Source organism: Legionella santicrucis (assembly GCF_001468135.1).
Classification (GTDB): domain Bacteria; phylum Pseudomonadota; class Gammaproteobacteria; order Legionellales; family Legionellaceae; genus Legionella; species Legionella santicrucis.
The window spans coordinates 39,310-57,037 of sequence record NZ_LNYU01000004.1 but is presented as its reverse complement, the minus strand read 5'-3'; the positions used below and the strand labels follow the sequence as shown (position 1 = coordinate 57,037).

Genomic DNA, 17,728 nt, shown 5'->3' with positions numbered 1-17,728 from the left:
AACATTGCTTTTTATATTTGTTACCAACATCTCCTATCAATTTCTATGATAGACTGTTGTTGTGTGAGGAGGCCGATGATCATCGGATTGAAACCCATCTTTATCGGCTCCCTTACCTTTTTTAATTCCCGCTTTATTCACTCGTTCGATTTCTTGTTTTACCGCTTTTTCCATTCGGTCGTAAGCTTGTTGTGTTCCTGTTTTGATTCCCAACATTTCAGCAAATTTGCTAATAAGACTTTGACTTCTACGCACATCAAACAATTTGTTATGTGCAACGCGATGTACTGTAATTTTGTCTAAAAGAACAGTGAGCGGTAATTGAGGTTTTCCTGCTATTTCTTGATATAGATGTTTTAATTCATCAAATTTCTTTCTTGTAGTGTCAGATGCGGGGTGCATTTTAGGCAAATTCTCAAGTTTTTTATAGAGTTCTTGCAGCACTTTCATTTGAGTTGGATTTGCTTTAAAACAATTAGGGGGTTGTGGAAGAACATAAAATGTATTTGCGGTTGGCTTTCCGGCGACTAATTTTGTTTTATAATCAAGTCCAATAGCAAACAAAGCAGGAACATCTGGGGAGTAGCGCAACGTATAATTAAGAAGGGCGCGTGCAGTCGTACGGCATGTGTTAGACGCTTTAATTTCTTTGGAGCCGCTAATTATTTCTTCGCGCATTTGCTGCTTGTCGTTAACACATTGATGTTCAAAAGTATTAATTGATTTATATTCGAATTTAATTTTTCCTGATTCTTCTTGAGTCGGGATATAACAATCGATGCCACTTCTTAGTTTATGGACGCCTCGTTGTGGAAAAGTCAAATTTTTATAAGAAATATTAGGAAGTTCTCTCTCTTCATAGTGTTTCAATTGATTCTGGTGAATCTCTTTTGTGAGCGCTAGAAATTCTAAATATTGTTCATAGGTAATTGAGTATGATTGATAGCTAATGTCTGAAGTAGCATCTTCATCATCACTGATTCCTTCATCCATTAATGAAGCCTCGGTGTGAGTGCCTACAGCTTTCCCAAACATAGTAAATTGTTTACCGCAACTTGTACCAAAGCTTGGGTCTATAAGATTTCCCTTACCTACCCTAGCTAAAAGTTGAGGTTTGTTATCAACCATGACTCCTAACATAATAAAACTATGAATTCCTTCTTTTGCAATAGTTATAAAAAATTCGCTATCTTTATCTACTGTAATTGACGTATTTGATCCAGGCATCTCAGCATCTCAAATTGTGTTCTATAATTGACATTGTAGATCAATTTGTATTCATTGGGAATACATAGGGTACCATATGGTTAAAAAGGTTCTTTTTGTTTTTGCTGGAACAGGAGTTAATGCACAAATGATCCGTGATTTTACCGAAGGTAAAACGGAGAATACGGGTGAAACATTTAATGACGATGTGATTCGGGTGTATTTTAATGGTTGCCAAGATAAGCATATTGGAGGCCATTCAAAACTTAAGGGATATTTAGATCCAAATCTTGATGTTGTCGCAAATAAAGTGCGTCGCGCTTTTTCTAAAGATGATGCTGTTACATTGAGTCTTGCTGATTTAAAAAGGAAATTTGGCAGTTCAATCATTATTGAACCCAAAGAAGGATTAGAAGATGTAGAGGAAGTAGATGATATTACTTTGAAAGGTTTCAGTCGAGGTGCTGTTGCTACTTTTGCAACAGCTCGAGCACTCGATGATTTAGATACACCCATGTCACTTTTAGCAGAAGATCCAGTTCCTGGTAATGTTCGTGAAAACACGTATAAACAAGATTCTTTATATGCCAAAAATTTCGATTTGAGTCATTGTAGAAATATTGTTCGAGGAGAAATACTGCTTGGAACCTATTCGAAACATAATCAAGGTTGGGAAAATAAGTGGTTTAGACAAATGGCACCTAAGTTTAATCCAACCACGGATAGTCATATTTTTATGGTTCCCAAAAAGATGCATGTCGAATTTAATCGCAGGACGACAACATATAATTCAAGCTTTTTATACCATAGAAATTTAACTACTGTTAGTCTTGCTTGGAGAGAAGAGGATGACCGTGCCTATGTAATTCCCAAAGTAGAGCAACAGAAATTTCATTTTGGTGTTGTCGGTAGGGCAGAATATTTACCTTCCTATAAAATGAGTGTTCTTCGAAATTTGAAAAGACAATATGACCCAGAAATTTTTTGTCCTATAGATGGTGATAACAAATTTAAATGGGGTCAGGCTCTTTTAGCATTACATAATGCAACTATGAGTGAGACAACTTTTGAGACTTTGTCGAAAGCTGTTTTAAAAAATACAGATAAAGGCAAAGGATTGCGCGAATTTATCGTGGAGTTTGATAGTATTGTTCAATACAGTAAAGAGCAAGGTGCTTTAAAAGCTGATCATAAGCGAACAATGGCTGCATTAGAAAAAAATATATATAAACTAATTGCAGACTTTTATAATTTAAAAAGTCCAAGTTTGAAAGAAAAGGAGGTTCTTGCACAAGCAATACAATCAAATATCAGCCTTTCAAAACGTGATTTACCTAGCAAGGTGTATGATAAATTAAAAGAATTAACCTCAATTCTATTAATTGAAAATACTTTAATGCATTCACACTTAATAAAATTTATCGATGAAAATGAAACTTTTTCTGCAAATTTACTTGCTGCCGATCAACCCGCGCTCGATGGTGCTGTAACGAATGCAGAAGAACTATCACAAAAATTATTTCATAGTTCTGTAAGACAACGTACGGTGATATTTGAACAAGAAAAAAAATCTCTAGGAGAATTTATAACCAAGGCGACTAATTTAGCAAATATTGCTTCATTTTTAACACCAAAGCAGTTAAAAGAGGTGCTTGAGATAAATAACAAAATTACAACAATGGCTGATGTACTTTTGCTCATGAAAACACTTCCTATATATGAACACCGAAAAATTATCTATCATGCTGTTAAAGAAAATTTAATCAATATGAAGCCAACATTAAATGAATTAGTAACGCTAATGGAATACTTATCCGATAAAAAATGTCAGGAGCTTTGCCAGATATTACCAATTCAAGAATTGGAGTTGGCAGATTTAATGCTCTCAAATGACTTAATGAGACGGAGACTTAGTGACGATAAAATTGCACTACTCAAAAAAGTATTGGAAGTTGTACCCGAAGAAACAATATCATATAGCTTAAATATTCGATAAACGAAGAGCACAAAAAGCTTTATATAGAAGTCACTTAAAAGAGCAGGAACTGTTTAGGGGACTTGTTAATTATGGATAGAATCATGACAAGGAGTCATTGCTTATGATGGTGTTAATACAGGCAATTTTCTTTTCTTTTGCCGCACTTTTTCCTATTGTAAATCCTGTAGGCGCCTCTATTGTTTTTCTTACTTTAGTAAAAGGTGCCTCAAGACAACAAATTAATGCACTGGCCATGAAAATTTCAATATATACAGTCGTTATGTTGTTGCTTGTTCTTGTAGTTGGATCGTTAATATTATCTATATTTGGCATAACCGTACCTATAGTTCTAATCAGCGGTGGGCTATTACTCACGCAAGTAGGTTGGCAGATGCTGCATAAACCGCCGCATGATGAATCAACGGGATTGTCTTCATCTGCAAGTCAGGACAAAAAAATAAGTCAATTAAAAGACATCGAAGATCCTAGAGCTTTTTATCCTTTAACTTTGCCTGTAACTGCAGGCCCTACTTGTATCGCAATTACAATCGCTTTGGGAGCGCATGGCGTTCAAAATGTCTGGGAAAATAAATTCTTAGCCATGTTGGGATACTCCATTGGTATTATGCTGATTGGTCTTAGTGTCTTTTTTTGCTATCGTTATTCCTATTATATTTTTGATAAATTAAAAGATGCAGGCAAAAATGTAGTGATGAGTTTGGCCGCTTTCCTTAATATTTGTATTGGACTTCAAATTATCTGGCGCGGAATAGAAATGTTAATACCTAAATAAAGGAGTGGTATTATGATTGTTAAAAAGGACCAAAAAAAATCAAATGCAAGTACCCATTCAACTTCTGTCTATGCAAGCCGTTACGATTTAGATGATTTCTCAATAGCAACCTGTAATGAGTATGGTATGTCACCTGCTGTGGCTAAGCAACTTATTGAAGATGAGTTATCTTTAGAGGCCACACCTATTTTAAATTTGGCAAGTTTTGTTACCACTTGGATGGAGCCTGAGGCTGAAGAATTAATTAAGCAAAGCATCAATAAAAATTTTATTAATTATGAAGAATATCCACGAGTGCAAGAAATTCACCAACGCTGTGTACATATTCTTGCTGATTTACTAAATATTCCTGAGGGATGTGACTATGTTGGGACTGCTACAGTAGGTTCTTCTGAAGCAATCATGCTTGCAGGTCTTGCCCATAAATTTAGTTGGCGCAATAAGTGTAAAATGCAAGGTCTTGAGAGTAGTAAACCTAATATCGTTATGGGAGCAAATGTGCAAGTTTGCTGGGATAAGTTTGCTCGATATTTTGATGTCGAAGCACGTATTATTCCTCTTAAAAAAAATAAATTTACGATTAGTGCCGAGGATGTCGCGCCGCTTATTGATGAAAATACTATTTGTATCGCGGCTGTGTTAGGGAGCACTTTTACGGGCGAGTACGATGAAATCGAAGAAATCAACGATTTGCTTATTCGTGTAAAAAAAGAAAAGGGTTGGGACATTCCTTTACATGTTGATGGTGCAAGTGGTGGGTTTATTTCTATGTTTTATGATAACGCCATTAAATGGGATTTTCGCCTTGAACAAGTTAAGTCAATTAATCTTTCTGGTCATAAATATGGCTTAGTCTATCCAAGTGTAGGCTGGCTGCTTTTTAGAGATGAAGCAGTTGTACCTAAGGACTTGATTTTTGAAGTAAATTACTTGGGTGGTCAAATGCCAACGTATACACTTAATTTTTCAAGAAGCAGTTCGATGGTTATTGCCCAGTATTATAATTTTCTAAGACTTGGAAAAAGGGGATATAAAAAAATTATCGGCAATATGTTAGCGGTTAGTGACGTAGTAGTTAAAGGATTAACTGCTACAGGCAAATTTGATTTACTGGGCGATCGACGTATGGCTCCAGTCGTAACCGTTGCACTCAAAGATAATATAAATTATTCGGTTTTTGATATTTCTAAAAAACTGCGAGAATATGGTTGGATCGTCCCCGCATACACTTTACCAGAAGCGGCAGATGAGATTGAGGCTTTACGAGTAGTTATTAAAGAAAATATGAGTTCTATGATGGCCCATCACTTCATTGTTTCAGTGGAGGAAGTATTAAAAGAATTAGAAAAGTCCAAAGGAAAGAGCGAGAAACAACAAGGTAAATCTTTAGGAATGCATTAAATGAAAAAATAGTGATATTGATGAAGTTGTTCGCTGTGTATCAACATCATAAGGACGTGCTAAAATAGATGAATAAAAATTTAAGTGCTTTGAGTTTACTTTGGATTTCAATTACCAGCATGATAGGTTCAGGTTGGCTATTTGGTGCTTTATATTCTGCACATTTTGCTGGGCCTGCTGCTATTATAGCTTGGCCATTGGCAGGTTTTTTACTTCTATTTGTAGCATTATCCTATGCTGAATTAGGTACAATGTTTCCACAATCCGATAGCCTGGCTTGTTTGCCTTTATATACTCATGGGCGTTTAACTGGGATCATTATGAGCAGTATGGCCTGGTTTTCTTTGGCCATTTTGCCTGTCATTGAAACTCAAGGTGTTCTTCAATATGCCAGTAATTACATTCCAGGTTTAGTAACCCATAATGGTATTTACTATAAAAATACTCCCTTAGGTTATGTGTTGTCCTTGGTTGTATTAATGAGCTTTGTGTTTTTCAATTATTTTGGTATTGGCTTTTTTGCTCGTATTAATGCAGCATTTACTGTTTGGAAGATAATCATTCCTGCGCTTACCATCATAAGCTTAATCACCATGAGCTACCACCCCGATAATTTTTTTCAACACGGTGGTTTCATGCCTTATGGTTGGCAAGGCATAATGACTGCTATGTCGAGTGGAGGCGTACTATTCTCCTTATTGGGATTTAGGCAAGTGATTATTATGATGGGAGAACTCGAAAAACCAGGGCTATCTGTCCCTCTGATTTTGGGTGGTTCATTATTATTCGTCACTTTACTTTATACAGGGTTACAATGGTCCTTTATTGGTAGTGTTAGCGAACAAGCACTTGAAAAGGGCTGGGTGAATTTATCGTTTAATGGTGATGCAGGGCCGTTCGCCGCATTGGCCGCATTAGTAGGAATGGTTTGGTTGAGTATTTTATTATATGTCGATGCTTTTGTATCTCCTTATTCAACGGGTTTGGTGTATTCAACAACAGCAGCACATATGTTAAGCAGTATGGGCTCAGTGGTTCCCACTCCGAGAATTCTTGCCAAACGTAATAAATATCAAGTGCCCTGGGCTAGTTTAGGAGTGAATTTTTTACTTGCTGCTTCAATGTCATTTGTGTTGCATGGGTGGCAAGAGATGTCTGCTTTTCTTGTGTCAATATTAATGGTTAGCTATTCCATAGGGCCTATAGGAATTGTATGTTTACGTAAACAATTGCCTGATTATAAAAGACCTTTTCGTTTGCAAGGGTGTAGCGTTATTGCTTTTATTGGATTTTATGTTTGTACGGTTGGTGTTTATTGGGCAGGCTTCCATAGTGTCCGAAAGTTATTGGTGATCACTATTTTGGGGTTAGCAGGTTCTTTTTTTTATTGTTTTATAAAAAACACGCATCAAAATCTCGATGGCAAACATAGCCTATGGTTTATATTGTATCTTTTGGGGCTTAGTATTTTCTCTTATCTTGGTAATTATGGGGGCAAATTTATCCTACCTAGGTATTGGGATTTAGTATATTTATTATTTTTCAGCTTGATAGTGTTTGTTTTTGCTATTTTCTCCAGAAAACCCAGTACACATACACAGAAATTAGTTACAGAAAAATTTACTGTACTTAGCAAATATGGGACGTAACCTCTTGGAGATTGATCATCAGCATTATAAGTAAGACGAATTGGGCCGACAGATCCTAGGGTTTTTGGGTATCTTACTTGCGCAAAAAATGGTGTAATCTGCTCTATAAAACAGGGAATGATGGCTTCTCCTGATGAGAGAAGTATACTCTTATAAAGGTGTTTTGTTATTGACTAAATCTATTCATTCATTGTCGATTTATTGGTTTCATATTCAATAATACGGACAGTTCATTTGGATTATGTAAAACGTCAGCTAGGGTATAATGCTCTAAAACTTTCATAAATGCAGCCTGAGCTTCGTGTAAAATACCTTTTAATCGACACACTGGAGCAATACAGCAGTTTGCTTTTTCTTTATTAAAACAAGGTACTAAATCAAAATGGGGCTCTAGTTGAGCAATAAGTTGACCCAAATTAATTGTTTCGGGTTGAACTGCTATTAAGAGACCGCCACCCTTACCACGACTGGTTTTAATTAGCCCGAGTTTGGCTAAGTTATGAATGATTTTAACCATATGATTATTCGAAATTGTGTAAGCATCCGTAATATCTTTAATCGTACATGATTCTTTTCTCAGAGTGATATAAATCAAAGCGCGCAAGGAGTAATCAGTAAATTGTGTGAGTTGCATTATTAATTCCTAATAGTTAGTTGACTCTGATTATTTCTTTTTATAAGATGTATTGCAAATACATCTTTAAGGGGGAGCCATGCATAAATCTTTATTTGAGCGCCTTGGTGGTCAAGAGGCAGTTAATAGTGCAGTTGACATTTTCTATCGCAAAATGTTGACAGATGAACGAGTGAGTCATTTTTTTGATGACATTGATATGGAGCAACAAATCTTAAAACAGAAAGGTTTTTTGACTTTGGTATTTGGAGGTCCCAACCACTACAGTGGAAAAAATATGCGTGAAGGACATGCTCATTTACTCAAACGTGGATTAAATGACACACATGTAGATATCGTTATCGAGCATTTAGGTGCAACTCTTAAGGAATTAGGGGCTAGAGCAGAAGATATCGAACAAGTGGCTGCAATTGCCAATAGCGTTCGGGATGAAGTATTGGGGCGCTCATGAGTATTATCGACTTTAATAATCAATCGTATTGCTTAGCACCTCAGGAAAATGTGTTACAGTGCCTTTTACGCCATGGTGTGGATTATCCTAACTCATGTCAGGCTGGTATTTGCCAATCTTGTTTGATTAAAGCTAAGGAAGGTGTAGTTCATCCCTCTTGGCAGGAGGGATTACCAGAGACACTTAAATCGCAAGGTTATTTTCTAGCATGTCTGGCAAAACCAGAAGTAGCACTTCAGGTGGTAGCGCCTGAAAGTGCTGAGTGTGAAATAGACGCAAAAATAATAGATCTTAAACTACTTAACTATAATGTAATGCAAGTTAAGCTTGGCGTAGATAATCTAGAGGAGTGGATCCCTGGCCAATATCTTAGTCTGATTAATCCCGAGGGCATTATGCGAAACTATTCAATCGCCAATATACCCATACAAGAAGGATTTATTGAGTTACATGTTAAAATTTATCCTAATGCCAGTATGGGGCAATGGCTTCTGAATAAGGCGACAAAACATATGGAGGTCAAACTTAGAGGTCCTTTTGGTCGTTGCTTTTACTATAATCCAGATCAATTAGTTTTTGATATCCTATTAGCAGGAACAGGTACAGGACTTGCGCCACTTATAGCGATTATTAAAAGTGCACTAAGTCAAAACCACCAGGGGTTAATTACATTAATTCATGGTGGTCTTGTAGATGAGGATATATACTACCGAGAAGAGCTAGAAATGTTATCAGCGGTATTCAGCTCTTTTGTTTACGCTCCTTGCGTGCTTCAAAGTCATGGGTGTTATCCAGAAGCATCAATAGAAAAACAAGCCTTGATTCATTTAAACGTCTCGAAAGCAACACGTGTTTATGTGTGTGGTCCTAAAGAAACAACCAATCAATTGAAGAGACAGATTTTTCTTGCTGGTGTGCCTTCTCAGTCTATATTAAGTGATGTATTTTTGTGATCGACGTATTTATTATTTATTACGGCACTTAAAGTGCTGTATTAAATGTCCAGATTTTTCTATTTCATCGAATTTTTTCGGCGTAAGGAACGAATAATAAAACCTTATTATGCTGAGCAATTGCTCTAAAAATTACCTATAATTAATTAAAATCTAAATGTCGTATTATATCATGAAATTAAATTTGACTGTTTTTTCAGAAGAGCATAAAAATATTTTGCGAGATCGAAGAAAGCTAATATTGGAAACACTCGATACAATTGCTGCTTATTTAGTAGAAAATGGTGATGTGGAATCAGAATGGCGAATGATGTTAACTAGGGAACACCGGATCAATTACTATGATGTAATTCCGGAGAAAGGACCCCTTCGACCTCATGAAATTGATTTAGAATTCTTTGTTGTTGATGAAAATAATCATCCCGAGACAAAGATATTTAAAAAAGATGTCTTAAAAGCCAATAATGCAATAATTCGAATTGTTTCTACTAAATTGAAAGAGAGAAAGACAAAACTAATACAAATGAAACAGGGCGCGCCTAATGAACATCTTGAACTCATTAACGCTCACATAGAGCACACAGAGAGCTTAATAAAAAAATGCTTTAATTTAAAAATCGGTGGCCAACTTCTCGTTACAGAAGTTGGGGGATTACATTTTATCGATGAAATTCTTAAACAGATTAAAGATAATGAAATTAATAGTCTTACTCATGAGAACTATATACAATTCAAAAAAAATATGGATGATTTAAAAGAACTTGTTTCTATGTATTCACCGCAAAGTGCTCAAGAGGATTATGTCTCGCTTTGCAGTAGAAAAGATATTGTTGATAAACGGCAACAATTTAATAAATCTTTTAATGTTTGCAAATCATTACTCCATTCTTTTTCACAGGATGGGCTATTAGCTTCTGACATGGAGCAATCAATTCTCATGAGCTTCAATAACTTGCAGCATATGTTTTTTGCAAAATGCGATGTATATTTTATGGTTATAACGTAACGTTACATAAGACCATCTCCCGAAATCAAAGCTTTAAAACTCATATGTTCTGAACCCATCATATTCAACGTGCTTAAATACGCAAGTTTCCCACAACAAAGTAATAGAGGTTTTATTACTCATCATTTACTGTTATGCTGACAAGCCAAAATGGATTGAGATTTAGGTATGTTAAGAGAGGATTCATTTAAACCAAGATGGTTACCATTAAAAGCGATTTCTTATTTTCACAAAACACCTATTCGTTTCATGAATCAAGTTGCTTATCGTTATGGGGATATAGCAAGGTTCAAATTTTTTAATCAACGTTTATGGATCATTCGTCAGCCAGAGTTAGCTGCTGCTTTAGTTAAAAATAGCGATTTTGTTAAATCTCCACTTATTTTTAAACAACTGTATCCTGTTACTGGTCGGCAGGGATTAGTTCAGCTGGATAATAGCAGCTGGCAACTTAGGATTCCTCCGATTAAGGCACAGTTTTCTATTCAAGGACTAAACGACTTTTTACCATTGATCATCGATAATATAGAAAATGTTTTGCAGCAATTAAATAACGGACTCGTCAATATCTATCCTCTTATTATGAGAATGACTATGAACAACATATTGGGAATGTTGGGTATTGAAGGTAGGACAGATGTAGCAGCAATTATTAACGATATGTTGGTATTAAACAAACTCTGTGGTAACCGCATGCGGCAACTATTTCGGTGGCCTTTATTCTTGCCCTTACAGTCACATCGCACCATAAGCAAGAAAGCTTATGCGTTGAGGATTAAATTAAATCGTTTGCTACAAACATCAAACGTTCGCGCTAACTCACCATTACATCAGTTACAACAGCATTGGTCTCGCAGTGAATGCATCGATCACTTAAGTACCTTTTTGTTTGCTGGTTTTGAAACGACATCAAGTTCTATTATCACTGCATTGTATTATTTGGCTCAAGACCCAGAGTTGCAAAATGCGATACGAGAAGAAGGGGCTCATACTGGGAAATTATCAGTACAGTTAATGAGGCAATGGTCTTGGACGCATGCGCTTTATTGTGAGACACTTCGAATGCACCCGCCTGCATATATGTTGGTTCGCCAGCCGACAATAGATATTCATCAGGATAACTTGATTTTTAAAAATAATGATTTAATAGTCCTCAATATTTATGGTATTCATAGGCATGAGCATTACTGGCGTGCGCCCAGATCATTTGATGTGAGACGTCATTTAAACAGTTCTCCATTTGCTAATAAAGCATTTATGCCATTTGGGTTGGGAAAACGAATTTGTACTGGACATCATTTGGCAATGACTGAGAGTATGTTGACTTTGTCTTTAATATGTCAACGTTTTCAATTAACTACTCCCAATATTATCAAACCGATGATGAATACAGAGATTACACTTCATCCAAGGAGTCAAATATGGTTGAACTGCGAGCCTCGCTAAGTCAGTGGCTACATGATTATTTAAAACTAGATATGGGTAGAGATGAGCGTTTATTTACTCAATTTTTACCTGTAGGCTACACTAAAACGACCTTATCTTGTGTCAATGCTTCTTTTTATGAACGATGTCAATTAACCAAATGGATGGTAGGTGCACTTATCACTTTAACTGATGATTTTACTGATAATCCAGCATTTAGGAGCATGTCTTGGGTAAAAGGATTTATTGCAGCTATTCAAGACGGTCGTTCGATGTATCCTCTATCTTCTAAACAGCAACAGGCATTGAAATTGTCTTGTCAATTATATGAATGGATACAACAATCGATCGCTCAAATGACACTTCAACCAAGGCTTATTCCTTTAATCGAATTTGACATGCAACAATACTTCCTAAATATGCATTTCAGCACCTTTCTTAATAGCGAGCCTTCATTGATTTGTAAACGAGAGTATCTATGGCATGCGCCGCATAACATGGGTATTGTTATTGCAGGAATGGTGGATTTAGCGTGCAGCGATTACATCGAATGGCAAGAAATGGCAGCTATGCGTGAAATATTTTATAGCGCTCAACGTTGTGGACACATTTGTAATACCTTAACCACTGTGGACAGAGAAATACAAGAAGAGTGTATCAGCAATGAAATTCTATTAAGAATACTCCATGGAAATAATGGCAGTGAAGACGATATTATCGAATTTTTAAGGCAGGAAAGAGCGGAACTGTATCAAAAAATACGTGATAAATCGTTAAAAACATTCTCAATAGAGAACTATGTGAAAGGACTTGAGCAGCTACAGAGCTTGCATGATGATATGCAAGGCGTAATATGAAATCATCATTTACTATTATTGGAGCAGGCGCTAGCGGGTTATTATCAGCATTGGTTTTAGCGGAACATAATGAAGAGATTTTACTAATTGATCGATATTGGCCTGATCAAAAAGGCGTGAGTCAAGGAACCCCCCAAAGTAGTCATTTGCATGTATTATTAGCTGAAGGACAACGGCTACTGGCTTCTTTATTACCAAAAGTGTGGCGAAAGTTAATTGTTGATCTACTGCCGTTGGTTGATTGGGGTAAGGAAACTTGGTGGAAAACTCCTCAAGGGCTGCTTATGCCAAATGATTGTGATATAAAAACATACCTATTTAGTCGTCAATGGTTCAATCAGATTTTATGGTCTGAGTGCCAGCAGTTTAAAAATATAAAAACCTTAACTGCAACTGTAGATGATTGGCAAATGATTGATGGAAGAATAAAGCAATTGCAATTTAAAGATGGTAATTATATATCAATTGCCGGGAATGTTATTGATGCACGGGGTAGAGCTTCAGACTTGCAAAGGCAATTGCGACTTAAATCTTTAGAAGTTAAAAATCAATATCGCTATTTTTCTACGCGATTGCCTCAAGATGCTTGGCAAACTAAACTTGTTGAGCAACAAGTTTATATTCAAGCTTGTCCTAAAAAACAACCCATAGGTTTGGTATTGTCTCCCATTGAAGGACGGGAAATGATTTTGACATTAATTGATACCACTGGAACCATTAAAACAGATGTGCAAAGACAATTAATAGTAAACAGTTTATTCGAAAAATACCAATTAGGTTTTATTCATTGTAAGCTTAAGGGATGGGTGCCCTATGCTAATTTGAATAATAAGCGTTTAATCATCGAGCGCAGAAAGTGGCCCCAAAATTTATTTGCAATTGGGGACAGTATTTGTTACCAAAATCCAGTGTATGGGCAAGGTTTAACAGTCATACTGAATCAGGTACAGGTATTAAGACAGTCTGATAAAATAAATTGGTTAAGTCAAAAACAACTTCATCGGTGTAATTGGTTGCCTTGGCTAATGTCTTCTCATCAGGACAGGAACAATGATAAGGACACTACTTTCCAATGGTTTTTGCAAAAACTATTAAAACAGGCAACGATTGATCCTGTCGTGGGAAAAATCCTTATTCAGGTGCTACATCAAAAAAAAGGACCATGGCATTTATTAAATCCTAAATTTTTGGCCAAACTTATGTGAAAACATCATTATGATTAGACTATATCAGTATCCAGGTATTTGGGGTATGCCGAGCTTGTCCCCGTTTTGCAGCAAAGTATTTTATTTCCTCACTTGGGCAAACTTACCCTTTGAGGTTATTCAGGTTTCTAATCCGCGTAAGGGTCCTAAGGGTAAATTTCCTGTGATCGATGATAATGGTTTATTGGTGGCTGATTCAGAATTCATCATTGAACATTGCAGGCAAAAATATAAATTAGATATTGAAGATCATATAGATGATTTACCTATCAGGCGGTTAATTGAAGAGCACCTTTATTTTATCATATTATATTCGCGGTGGATTGACTCAGAAAATAAGATGCAGATTGAAAATGCGTTTAAATCTTTTTTTCCCAGAGGGATAGGAAAAATAGTATTATCTCTCATCCGATTACAACTACGAAAACAAGGCTGTTTTCAAGGGATTGCTCGACACAATCGCCAGCAAATTTATCAAAAAGGCATTAATGATTTACAAGCGATTGAGCAGTTTATCATTCATCGTCAACAAGGCAAATGTAGAGTTATTGATATGTCCTTATATGCTTTTTTGCAGGTTATCCAACAAACGCCCCTGGATATTCCTATTCGTTCTTATGTAATTGCATCAGAAGCGATTCAAGATTATTTATTTTCTCTTAAAGATGAATTTCGATGTTAAGATTTTGATAGGAGCATCAAAGGAGGATTATCAAAGAGGATGCTTTTTCATTGGATACTTAGTTTGTTTTGCTGCTTCCACTATATTTTGCTTCTAGGTAGCAATTGAAAAAAGATTTGGTATATTGTTAAAAAGTAAAGGTAAAAAGGAATTTATTAATGGAAAATAATAGCTCACGGTATCCATGGAACGCGCGTTTTATTGTCGGAATTATCATCCTTCTGCTCGCTTTTATCGGATTAATCCTGACAAATATGAAAGCGGCAAGTGCATGGCGATTTTGGCAAATAATTACAGTCATCATTGCTCTTCTTGCTTTAGGATTAAGTTTTTATCATAGGCATGTGAAGAAAATTCCAACAGCAGTCCTTATTTGGCATGAAATTTTGCATTGGTTGGGACTAATGGGTTCTGTTTATATCATTTCAATTTATGTTGATATAGGAATTATAAGTTCATTTATTGGAGCATTAGGGGTACTTGCACTTCTTGCACAAGCAATTTTTTTAGCAGGTATTTATATTGAGCCTACTTTTCTTTTGATTGGAATTGCACTTGGTCTATTCGCAATAAGTATTGCTTGGATGGAAACACATCTCTTTCTTCTCATTATTCCTATTTTAATTATTGCTGTTTTAGCTATAGCTTATTTTGCTCGGCGAAAGAATGAGTAGTCTCTGGAACTAAAGCAAGCATTGACTATTCTAAGGGATTGAAATGGAAAGTTCATAAATAGGATAAAGATAGAATATTTATGAACTTATTAAAAATATCGCTATTATCCTGTTGTTAACATGCCGCAAGAAATGCCTGTAACTGTTTTTCCTAAAAGAGGTAAATCCTTTCTTTTTATGGCTTCAATCTGAATGAGATTCAAAGGATGAACCATAGTTGATCTTAATTGAATACTTTCTCCAAGCCAGGGTTGATGAAAACAAAAATCCTTCTCACCCGTTATTTGATAGAAGAATAGGATGGCTGCTTCTAACTCTGATTGAAAAGGTTTGAGATATTCATTGGAACCAGTTAATTGATACAAGTACTGTTCCCAGATAGGGAGGTAAACTTTAGAAAGAGTTACCCCTAATTGTTTGATAAAGGAAGCAAAAAGAGCATTTTCTTTGTAAAGAACCTTAAGCTTATTTTTTTCAAGGTTATTTAGTTCTAGCCAAGTGGAACCAATACCCCACCAAGTTGGGAAAAGAAGTCTTGTTTGAGTCCAACATAGAATCCATGGGATGGCACGAAGCTTTCTTTGATCCGGTCCTGATTTTCGTTTGGTTGGACGAGAACCAATCTTGAGATCCTTCAAAAAATGATAGGGTGATGCTTGTTCAATCGTCGACCAAAACCATTCGCTCTTTATCAACGCTTTATATTTTTGACTGACTTTTGTGGAAAACAATAACAGTTCCTTTGGATAACCATTATCCGTGTTTTGATCTTGTTGTGAATAAATATCAATGAATTTGTCAATCTGACTTTTGAGTATAGAGCCCGAACCAAAGAGCCGTGCAACCATTTCTCCTTGGATGGTGGCTTTATAATTTGCCATCATTTCCTTGGACCAGGAAGCGGTTTGCTCTTTGATATCCCCTCCTCCTCGCTCAATACTGCCACCTGAACCATGAAAAAAAATGGGCCTAAGGCCCTTACTTTCCAGTGTAGACTGAATACTTTTTAAGCTTTTAGCAATCATCACTCGGGAAGGCAGTACGCCATTTTCTTTAGAGGAGTCGGAATAACCCAGCATGACTTCATAGTTGCCATCCCATTGTTTAAGATGCTTCTGTCTAATATCTTCAGTGATTGAATTATTTAAAATTGTATCAGCATTAGTAAGAGCAAGTTGATTTTCAAATAAAGGTACAACAGGTAGGGCGTAACTTCTAAAAACTTGTTTCACCAACTTAATTCCATTTTTTATATCCTCAGCAGATTCAACCATGCTAAGAATAAAGCCTCGTATATAGTCTTTGGGATCAGTCCCATGGGTTATAGAATAGACTTTTTCAAGCATATTGGTGATCGTAGTTTTTTTTATGCTTGTTAAACTCTCTTTTACAACGGCTGAATCTTCTCTGAGTTCTATGGGGATGACTAAAGCGGGATAAAGCTGAAAAATGCTAGAAATAATGGAGAATTGTTCGAGTTTAAAATTTAAAAACTTTAGTGTGTCCTTCTGTATCGCAGTTAATTCTTTTTTGAACGCAGAGACTTTTTCATGATCCCTAGGTTTTATTTTCCTAAGATCGTGCGTTTTTCTAATAAGCTGATTGAGCTGATTTGCCAAAATTTTGTTTGCCTTTAATGCGGTTGAGAGTTTGACAATTTCCAGTACTTCTTTTAGGCACTCCTGAATGTAGGCAATAAAAAAAGATCGAGAAAGCTCGAGACTTTTAATCATGATTTTGTCATTAACGCCGGAATGTCCATCTTTATCCCCTCCTACCCAGGTACGTAATTGAATAGGAATGCCTTTGATGAAAAAGGAATGATAAAGTTTGATATTGAGTGGATTGAGTGCGTATTGATAGATGTATCGAGCTTCGTCTTCTACGCTTGGTTTTTCATGAAAGGAAATATTAATTTGAAGTGAGATTTTAAGCATTTGATCCAGGCGAGATTCATTCGTCAGATAGGGAGATTTAAGAACTTCGACAAGGTAGTCACGAATTGCTTTGAAAAGTTTTAAAAATTCATTGGTGCGAGCTTCGGTTGGATGTGCTGTTAAAACATAATGAATGCCCTGAGGCTTGTCAGAATAGATTTTTTCTTTTCTTTGATTGATACGAAAAATACGGTAAGCACTTTCACAGGCATTAATGAGTTCCATCATGAGAGAAAATCCATGAGCGATTTGATAAAGCTGATTTCTGTCAAGTTTAGCAAGCTCCAGTTGAAGACTAAGAAGTGCATTTCTAAGTTCAAATGCGTTACTCCCAATCGTGTCTTGCATAGATAGTCGAATTTGCTCAATTATTTCATATGTTTCTTTTCCATAGATCTCTGCAATGGCCTTCCCTAAACGAGTAAGGGACCAAGCAACCATATGACTGAGCTCTCTTGGTAGATGGGAGACATTTTGTTTCATCGAAAACTCCAATTTCTAAGAGAGTACCTGGAATGTGTATTCTTGCGAACATCTTCCGCTTGTAAGCCAATCTCGATTAGACACTCCTATATGGACTCTTCGCCTGATTTTCAAACGATTCTAATACATTCAATCAATTGAAAAGTGTCTTTATACACGATTGTAATATACTTATATGTACTGGAAAATAATTAGTTTTACTAATGCTTTTGTTGTATTTCGTTGAGAATAAATCAATTTGGTTTTAGGGGTTGAAGAAACTTGTCGCAATCGCATTGTTCCAATAACCATTTTTCTGACTTATCTGGAAAGTATTCGCTAATGAACTTGTTTTATAGGAATAGTATATACTATGGCTAACCTTAAAATTTTTGATAATTTCATATAATTTTTC

The 17,728-nt window shown here is 36.0% G+C and carries 15 protein-coding genes; 12 read left to right on the top strand and 3 right to left on the bottom strand.

Annotated features, from left to right (window positions below; all coding sequences use genetic code 11):
- Window positions 1–36 precede the first annotated feature (36 nt).
- Complete coding sequence (locus tag Lsan_RS00835) at window positions 37–1,227, bottom strand: hypothetical protein (RefSeq protein WP_058512647.1); 1,191 nt, start codon at window positions 1,225–1,227, stop codon at window positions 37–39.
- A gap of 76 nt (window positions 1,228–1,303) precedes the next feature.
- Between Lsan_RS00835 and Lsan_RS00830 the strand changes: the two genes are divergently transcribed.
- The 4 genes from Lsan_RS00830 (at window position 1,304) to Lsan_RS00815 (ending at window position 7,027) form a co-directional block, all read left to right on the top strand.
- Window positions 1,304–3,202, top strand: coding sequence for a hypothetical protein (locus Lsan_RS00830; protein ID WP_058512646.1), 1,899 nt, complete (start codon window positions 1,304–1,306; stop codon window positions 3,200–3,202).
- A 103-nt stretch (window positions 3,203–3,305) separates the two neighbouring features.
- Window positions 3,306–3,977 (top strand): MarC family protein, encoded by a 672-nt coding sequence (locus tag Lsan_RS00825; protein WP_058512645.1) that lies wholly within the window; start codon window positions 3,306–3,308, stop codon window positions 3,975–3,977.
- Between the two features lie 12 nt (window positions 3,978–3,989).
- Window positions 3,990–5,378 (top strand): glutamate decarboxylase, encoded by a 1,389-nt coding sequence (gene gad, locus Lsan_RS00820; protein WP_058512644.1) that lies wholly within the window; start codon window positions 3,990–3,992, stop codon window positions 5,376–5,378.
- A 68-nt stretch (window positions 5,379–5,446) separates the two neighbouring features.
- Complete coding sequence (locus tag Lsan_RS00815) at window positions 5,447–7,027, top strand: APC family permease (RefSeq protein ID WP_058512643.1); 1,581 nt, start codon at window positions 5,447–5,449, stop codon at window positions 7,025–7,027.
- 187 nt (window positions 7,028–7,214) lie between these two features.
- Here Lsan_RS00815 and Lsan_RS00810 read toward each other — a convergent pair whose 3' ends face one another.
- Complete coding sequence (locus tag Lsan_RS00810; protein ID WP_058512642.1) at window positions 7,215–7,661, bottom strand: Rrf2 family transcriptional regulator; 447 nt, start codon at window positions 7,659–7,661, stop codon at window positions 7,215–7,217.
- Window positions 7,662–7,740: 79 nt separating this feature from the next.
- Between Lsan_RS00810 and Lsan_RS00805 the strand changes: the two genes are divergently transcribed.
- The 8 genes from Lsan_RS00805 to Lsan_RS00770 all read left to right on the top strand — a co-directional run bounded on the left by Lsan_RS00805 (window position 7,741) and on the right by Lsan_RS00770 (window position 14,914).
- Window positions 7,741–8,112 carry a group I truncated hemoglobin gene (locus Lsan_RS00805; RefSeq protein ID WP_058512641.1) on the top strand — a complete coding sequence of 124 codons (372 nt, stop codon included), beginning with the start codon at window positions 7,741–7,743 and terminating at the stop codon, window positions 8,110–8,112.
- On the top strand, window positions 8,109–9,065 hold the full coding sequence (locus Lsan_RS00800) for a 2Fe-2S iron-sulfur cluster-binding protein (RefSeq protein WP_058512640.1): 957 nt from the start codon (window positions 8,109–8,111) through the stop codon (window positions 9,063–9,065). The genes Lsan_RS00805 and Lsan_RS00800 overlap by 4 nt, the downstream gene beginning before the upstream one ends.
- A gap of 172 nt (window positions 9,066–9,237) precedes the next feature.
- A complete protein-coding gene (locus Lsan_RS00795) occupies window positions 9,238–10,071 on the top strand; it encodes a hypothetical protein (RefSeq protein WP_058512639.1) in 834 nt (277 codons plus the stop codon).
- A gap of 168 nt (window positions 10,072–10,239) precedes the next feature.
- Window positions 10,240–11,517, top strand: coding sequence for a cytochrome P450 (locus Lsan_RS00790; protein ID WP_058512638.1), 1,278 nt, complete (start codon window positions 10,240–10,242; stop codon window positions 11,515–11,517).
- Window positions 11,493–12,353 carry a hypothetical protein gene (locus Lsan_RS00785; protein ID WP_058512637.1) on the top strand — a complete coding sequence of 287 codons (861 nt, stop codon included), beginning with the start codon at window positions 11,493–11,495 and terminating at the stop codon, window positions 12,351–12,353. The genes Lsan_RS00790 and Lsan_RS00785 overlap by 25 nt, the downstream gene beginning before the upstream one ends.
- Entirely contained in the window at window positions 12,350–13,558 is a 1,209-nt protein-coding gene (locus Lsan_RS00780; protein WP_058512636.1) for an FAD-dependent monooxygenase family protein, read from the top strand. Before Lsan_RS00785 ends, Lsan_RS00780 begins: the two co-directional genes overlap by 4 nt.
- Before the next feature lie 10 nt (window positions 13,559–13,568).
- The gene (locus Lsan_RS21355; RefSeq protein ID WP_083505058.1) at window positions 13,569–14,240 is read left to right on the top strand and encodes a Tom37 metaxin N-terminal-like domain-containing protein; all 672 of its coding nucleotides are present in this window, start codon (window positions 13,569–13,571) and stop codon (window positions 14,238–14,240) included.
- Between the two features lie 158 nt (window positions 14,241–14,398).
- Entirely contained in the window at window positions 14,399–14,914 is a 516-nt protein-coding gene (locus Lsan_RS00770; RefSeq protein ID WP_058512635.1) for a hypothetical protein, read from the top strand.
- A 104-nt stretch (window positions 14,915–15,018) separates the two neighbouring features.
- On the opposite strand, the gene Lsan_RS00765 is transcribed toward Lsan_RS00770, so the two are convergent.
- A complete protein-coding gene (locus Lsan_RS00765) occupies window positions 15,019–17,334 on the bottom strand; it encodes a phosphoenolpyruvate carboxylase (RefSeq protein WP_058512634.1) in 2,316 nt (771 codons plus the stop codon).
- Window positions 17,335–17,728 lie beyond the last annotated feature (394 nt).

Bases quoted from the DNA above. Each gene is read 5' to 3' on its own strand.
- Lsan_RS21355 (WP_083505058.1), top strand. From the start codon at position 13,569: ATGATTAGACTATATCAGTATCCAGGTATTTGGGGTATGCCGAGCTTG.
- Lsan_RS00800 (WP_058512640.1), top strand. From the start codon at position 8,109: ATGAGTATTATCGACTTTAATAATCAATCGTATTGCTTAGCACCTCAG.
- Lsan_RS00780 (WP_058512636.1), top strand. From the start codon at position 12,350: ATGAAATCATCATTTACTATTATTGGAGCAGGCGCTAGCGGGTTATTA.
- Lsan_RS00765 (WP_058512634.1), bottom strand. From the start codon at position 17,334: ATGAAACAAAATGTCTCCCATCTACCAAGAGAGCTCAGTCATATGGTT.
- Lsan_RS00790 (WP_058512638.1), top strand. From the start codon at position 10,240: ATGTTAAGAGAGGATTCATTTAAACCAAGATGGTTACCATTAAAAGCG.
- Lsan_RS00770 (WP_058512635.1), top strand. From the start codon at position 14,399: ATGGAAAATAATAGCTCACGGTATCCATGGAACGCGCGTTTTATTGTC.
- Lsan_RS00810 (WP_058512642.1), bottom strand. From the start codon at position 7,661: ATGCAACTCACACAATTTACTGATTACTCCTTGCGCGCTTTGATTTAT.
- Lsan_RS00830 (WP_058512646.1), top strand. From the start codon at position 1,304: ATGGTTAAAAAGGTTCTTTTTGTTTTTGCTGGAACAGGAGTTAATGCA.
- Lsan_RS00835 (WP_058512647.1), bottom strand. From the start codon at position 1,227: ATGCCTGGATCAAATACGTCAATTACAGTAGATAAAGATAGCGAATTT.
- Lsan_RS00795 (WP_058512639.1), top strand. From the start codon at position 9,238: ATGAAATTAAATTTGACTGTTTTTTCAGAAGAGCATAAAAATATTTTG.
- Lsan_RS00785 (WP_058512637.1), top strand. From the start codon at position 11,493: ATGGTTGAACTGCGAGCCTCGCTAAGTCAGTGGCTACATGATTATTTA.
- Lsan_RS00805 (WP_058512641.1), top strand. From the start codon at position 7,741: ATGCATAAATCTTTATTTGAGCGCCTTGGTGGTCAAGAGGCAGTTAAT.
- gad (WP_058512644.1), top strand. From the start codon at position 3,990: ATGATTGTTAAAAAGGACCAAAAAAAATCAAATGCAAGTACCCATTCA.
- Lsan_RS00815 (WP_058512643.1), top strand. From the start codon at position 5,447: ATGAATAAAAATTTAAGTGCTTTGAGTTTACTTTGGATTTCAATTACC.
- Lsan_RS00825 (WP_058512645.1), top strand. From the start codon at position 3,306: ATGATGGTGTTAATACAGGCAATTTTCTTTTCTTTTGCCGCACTTTTT.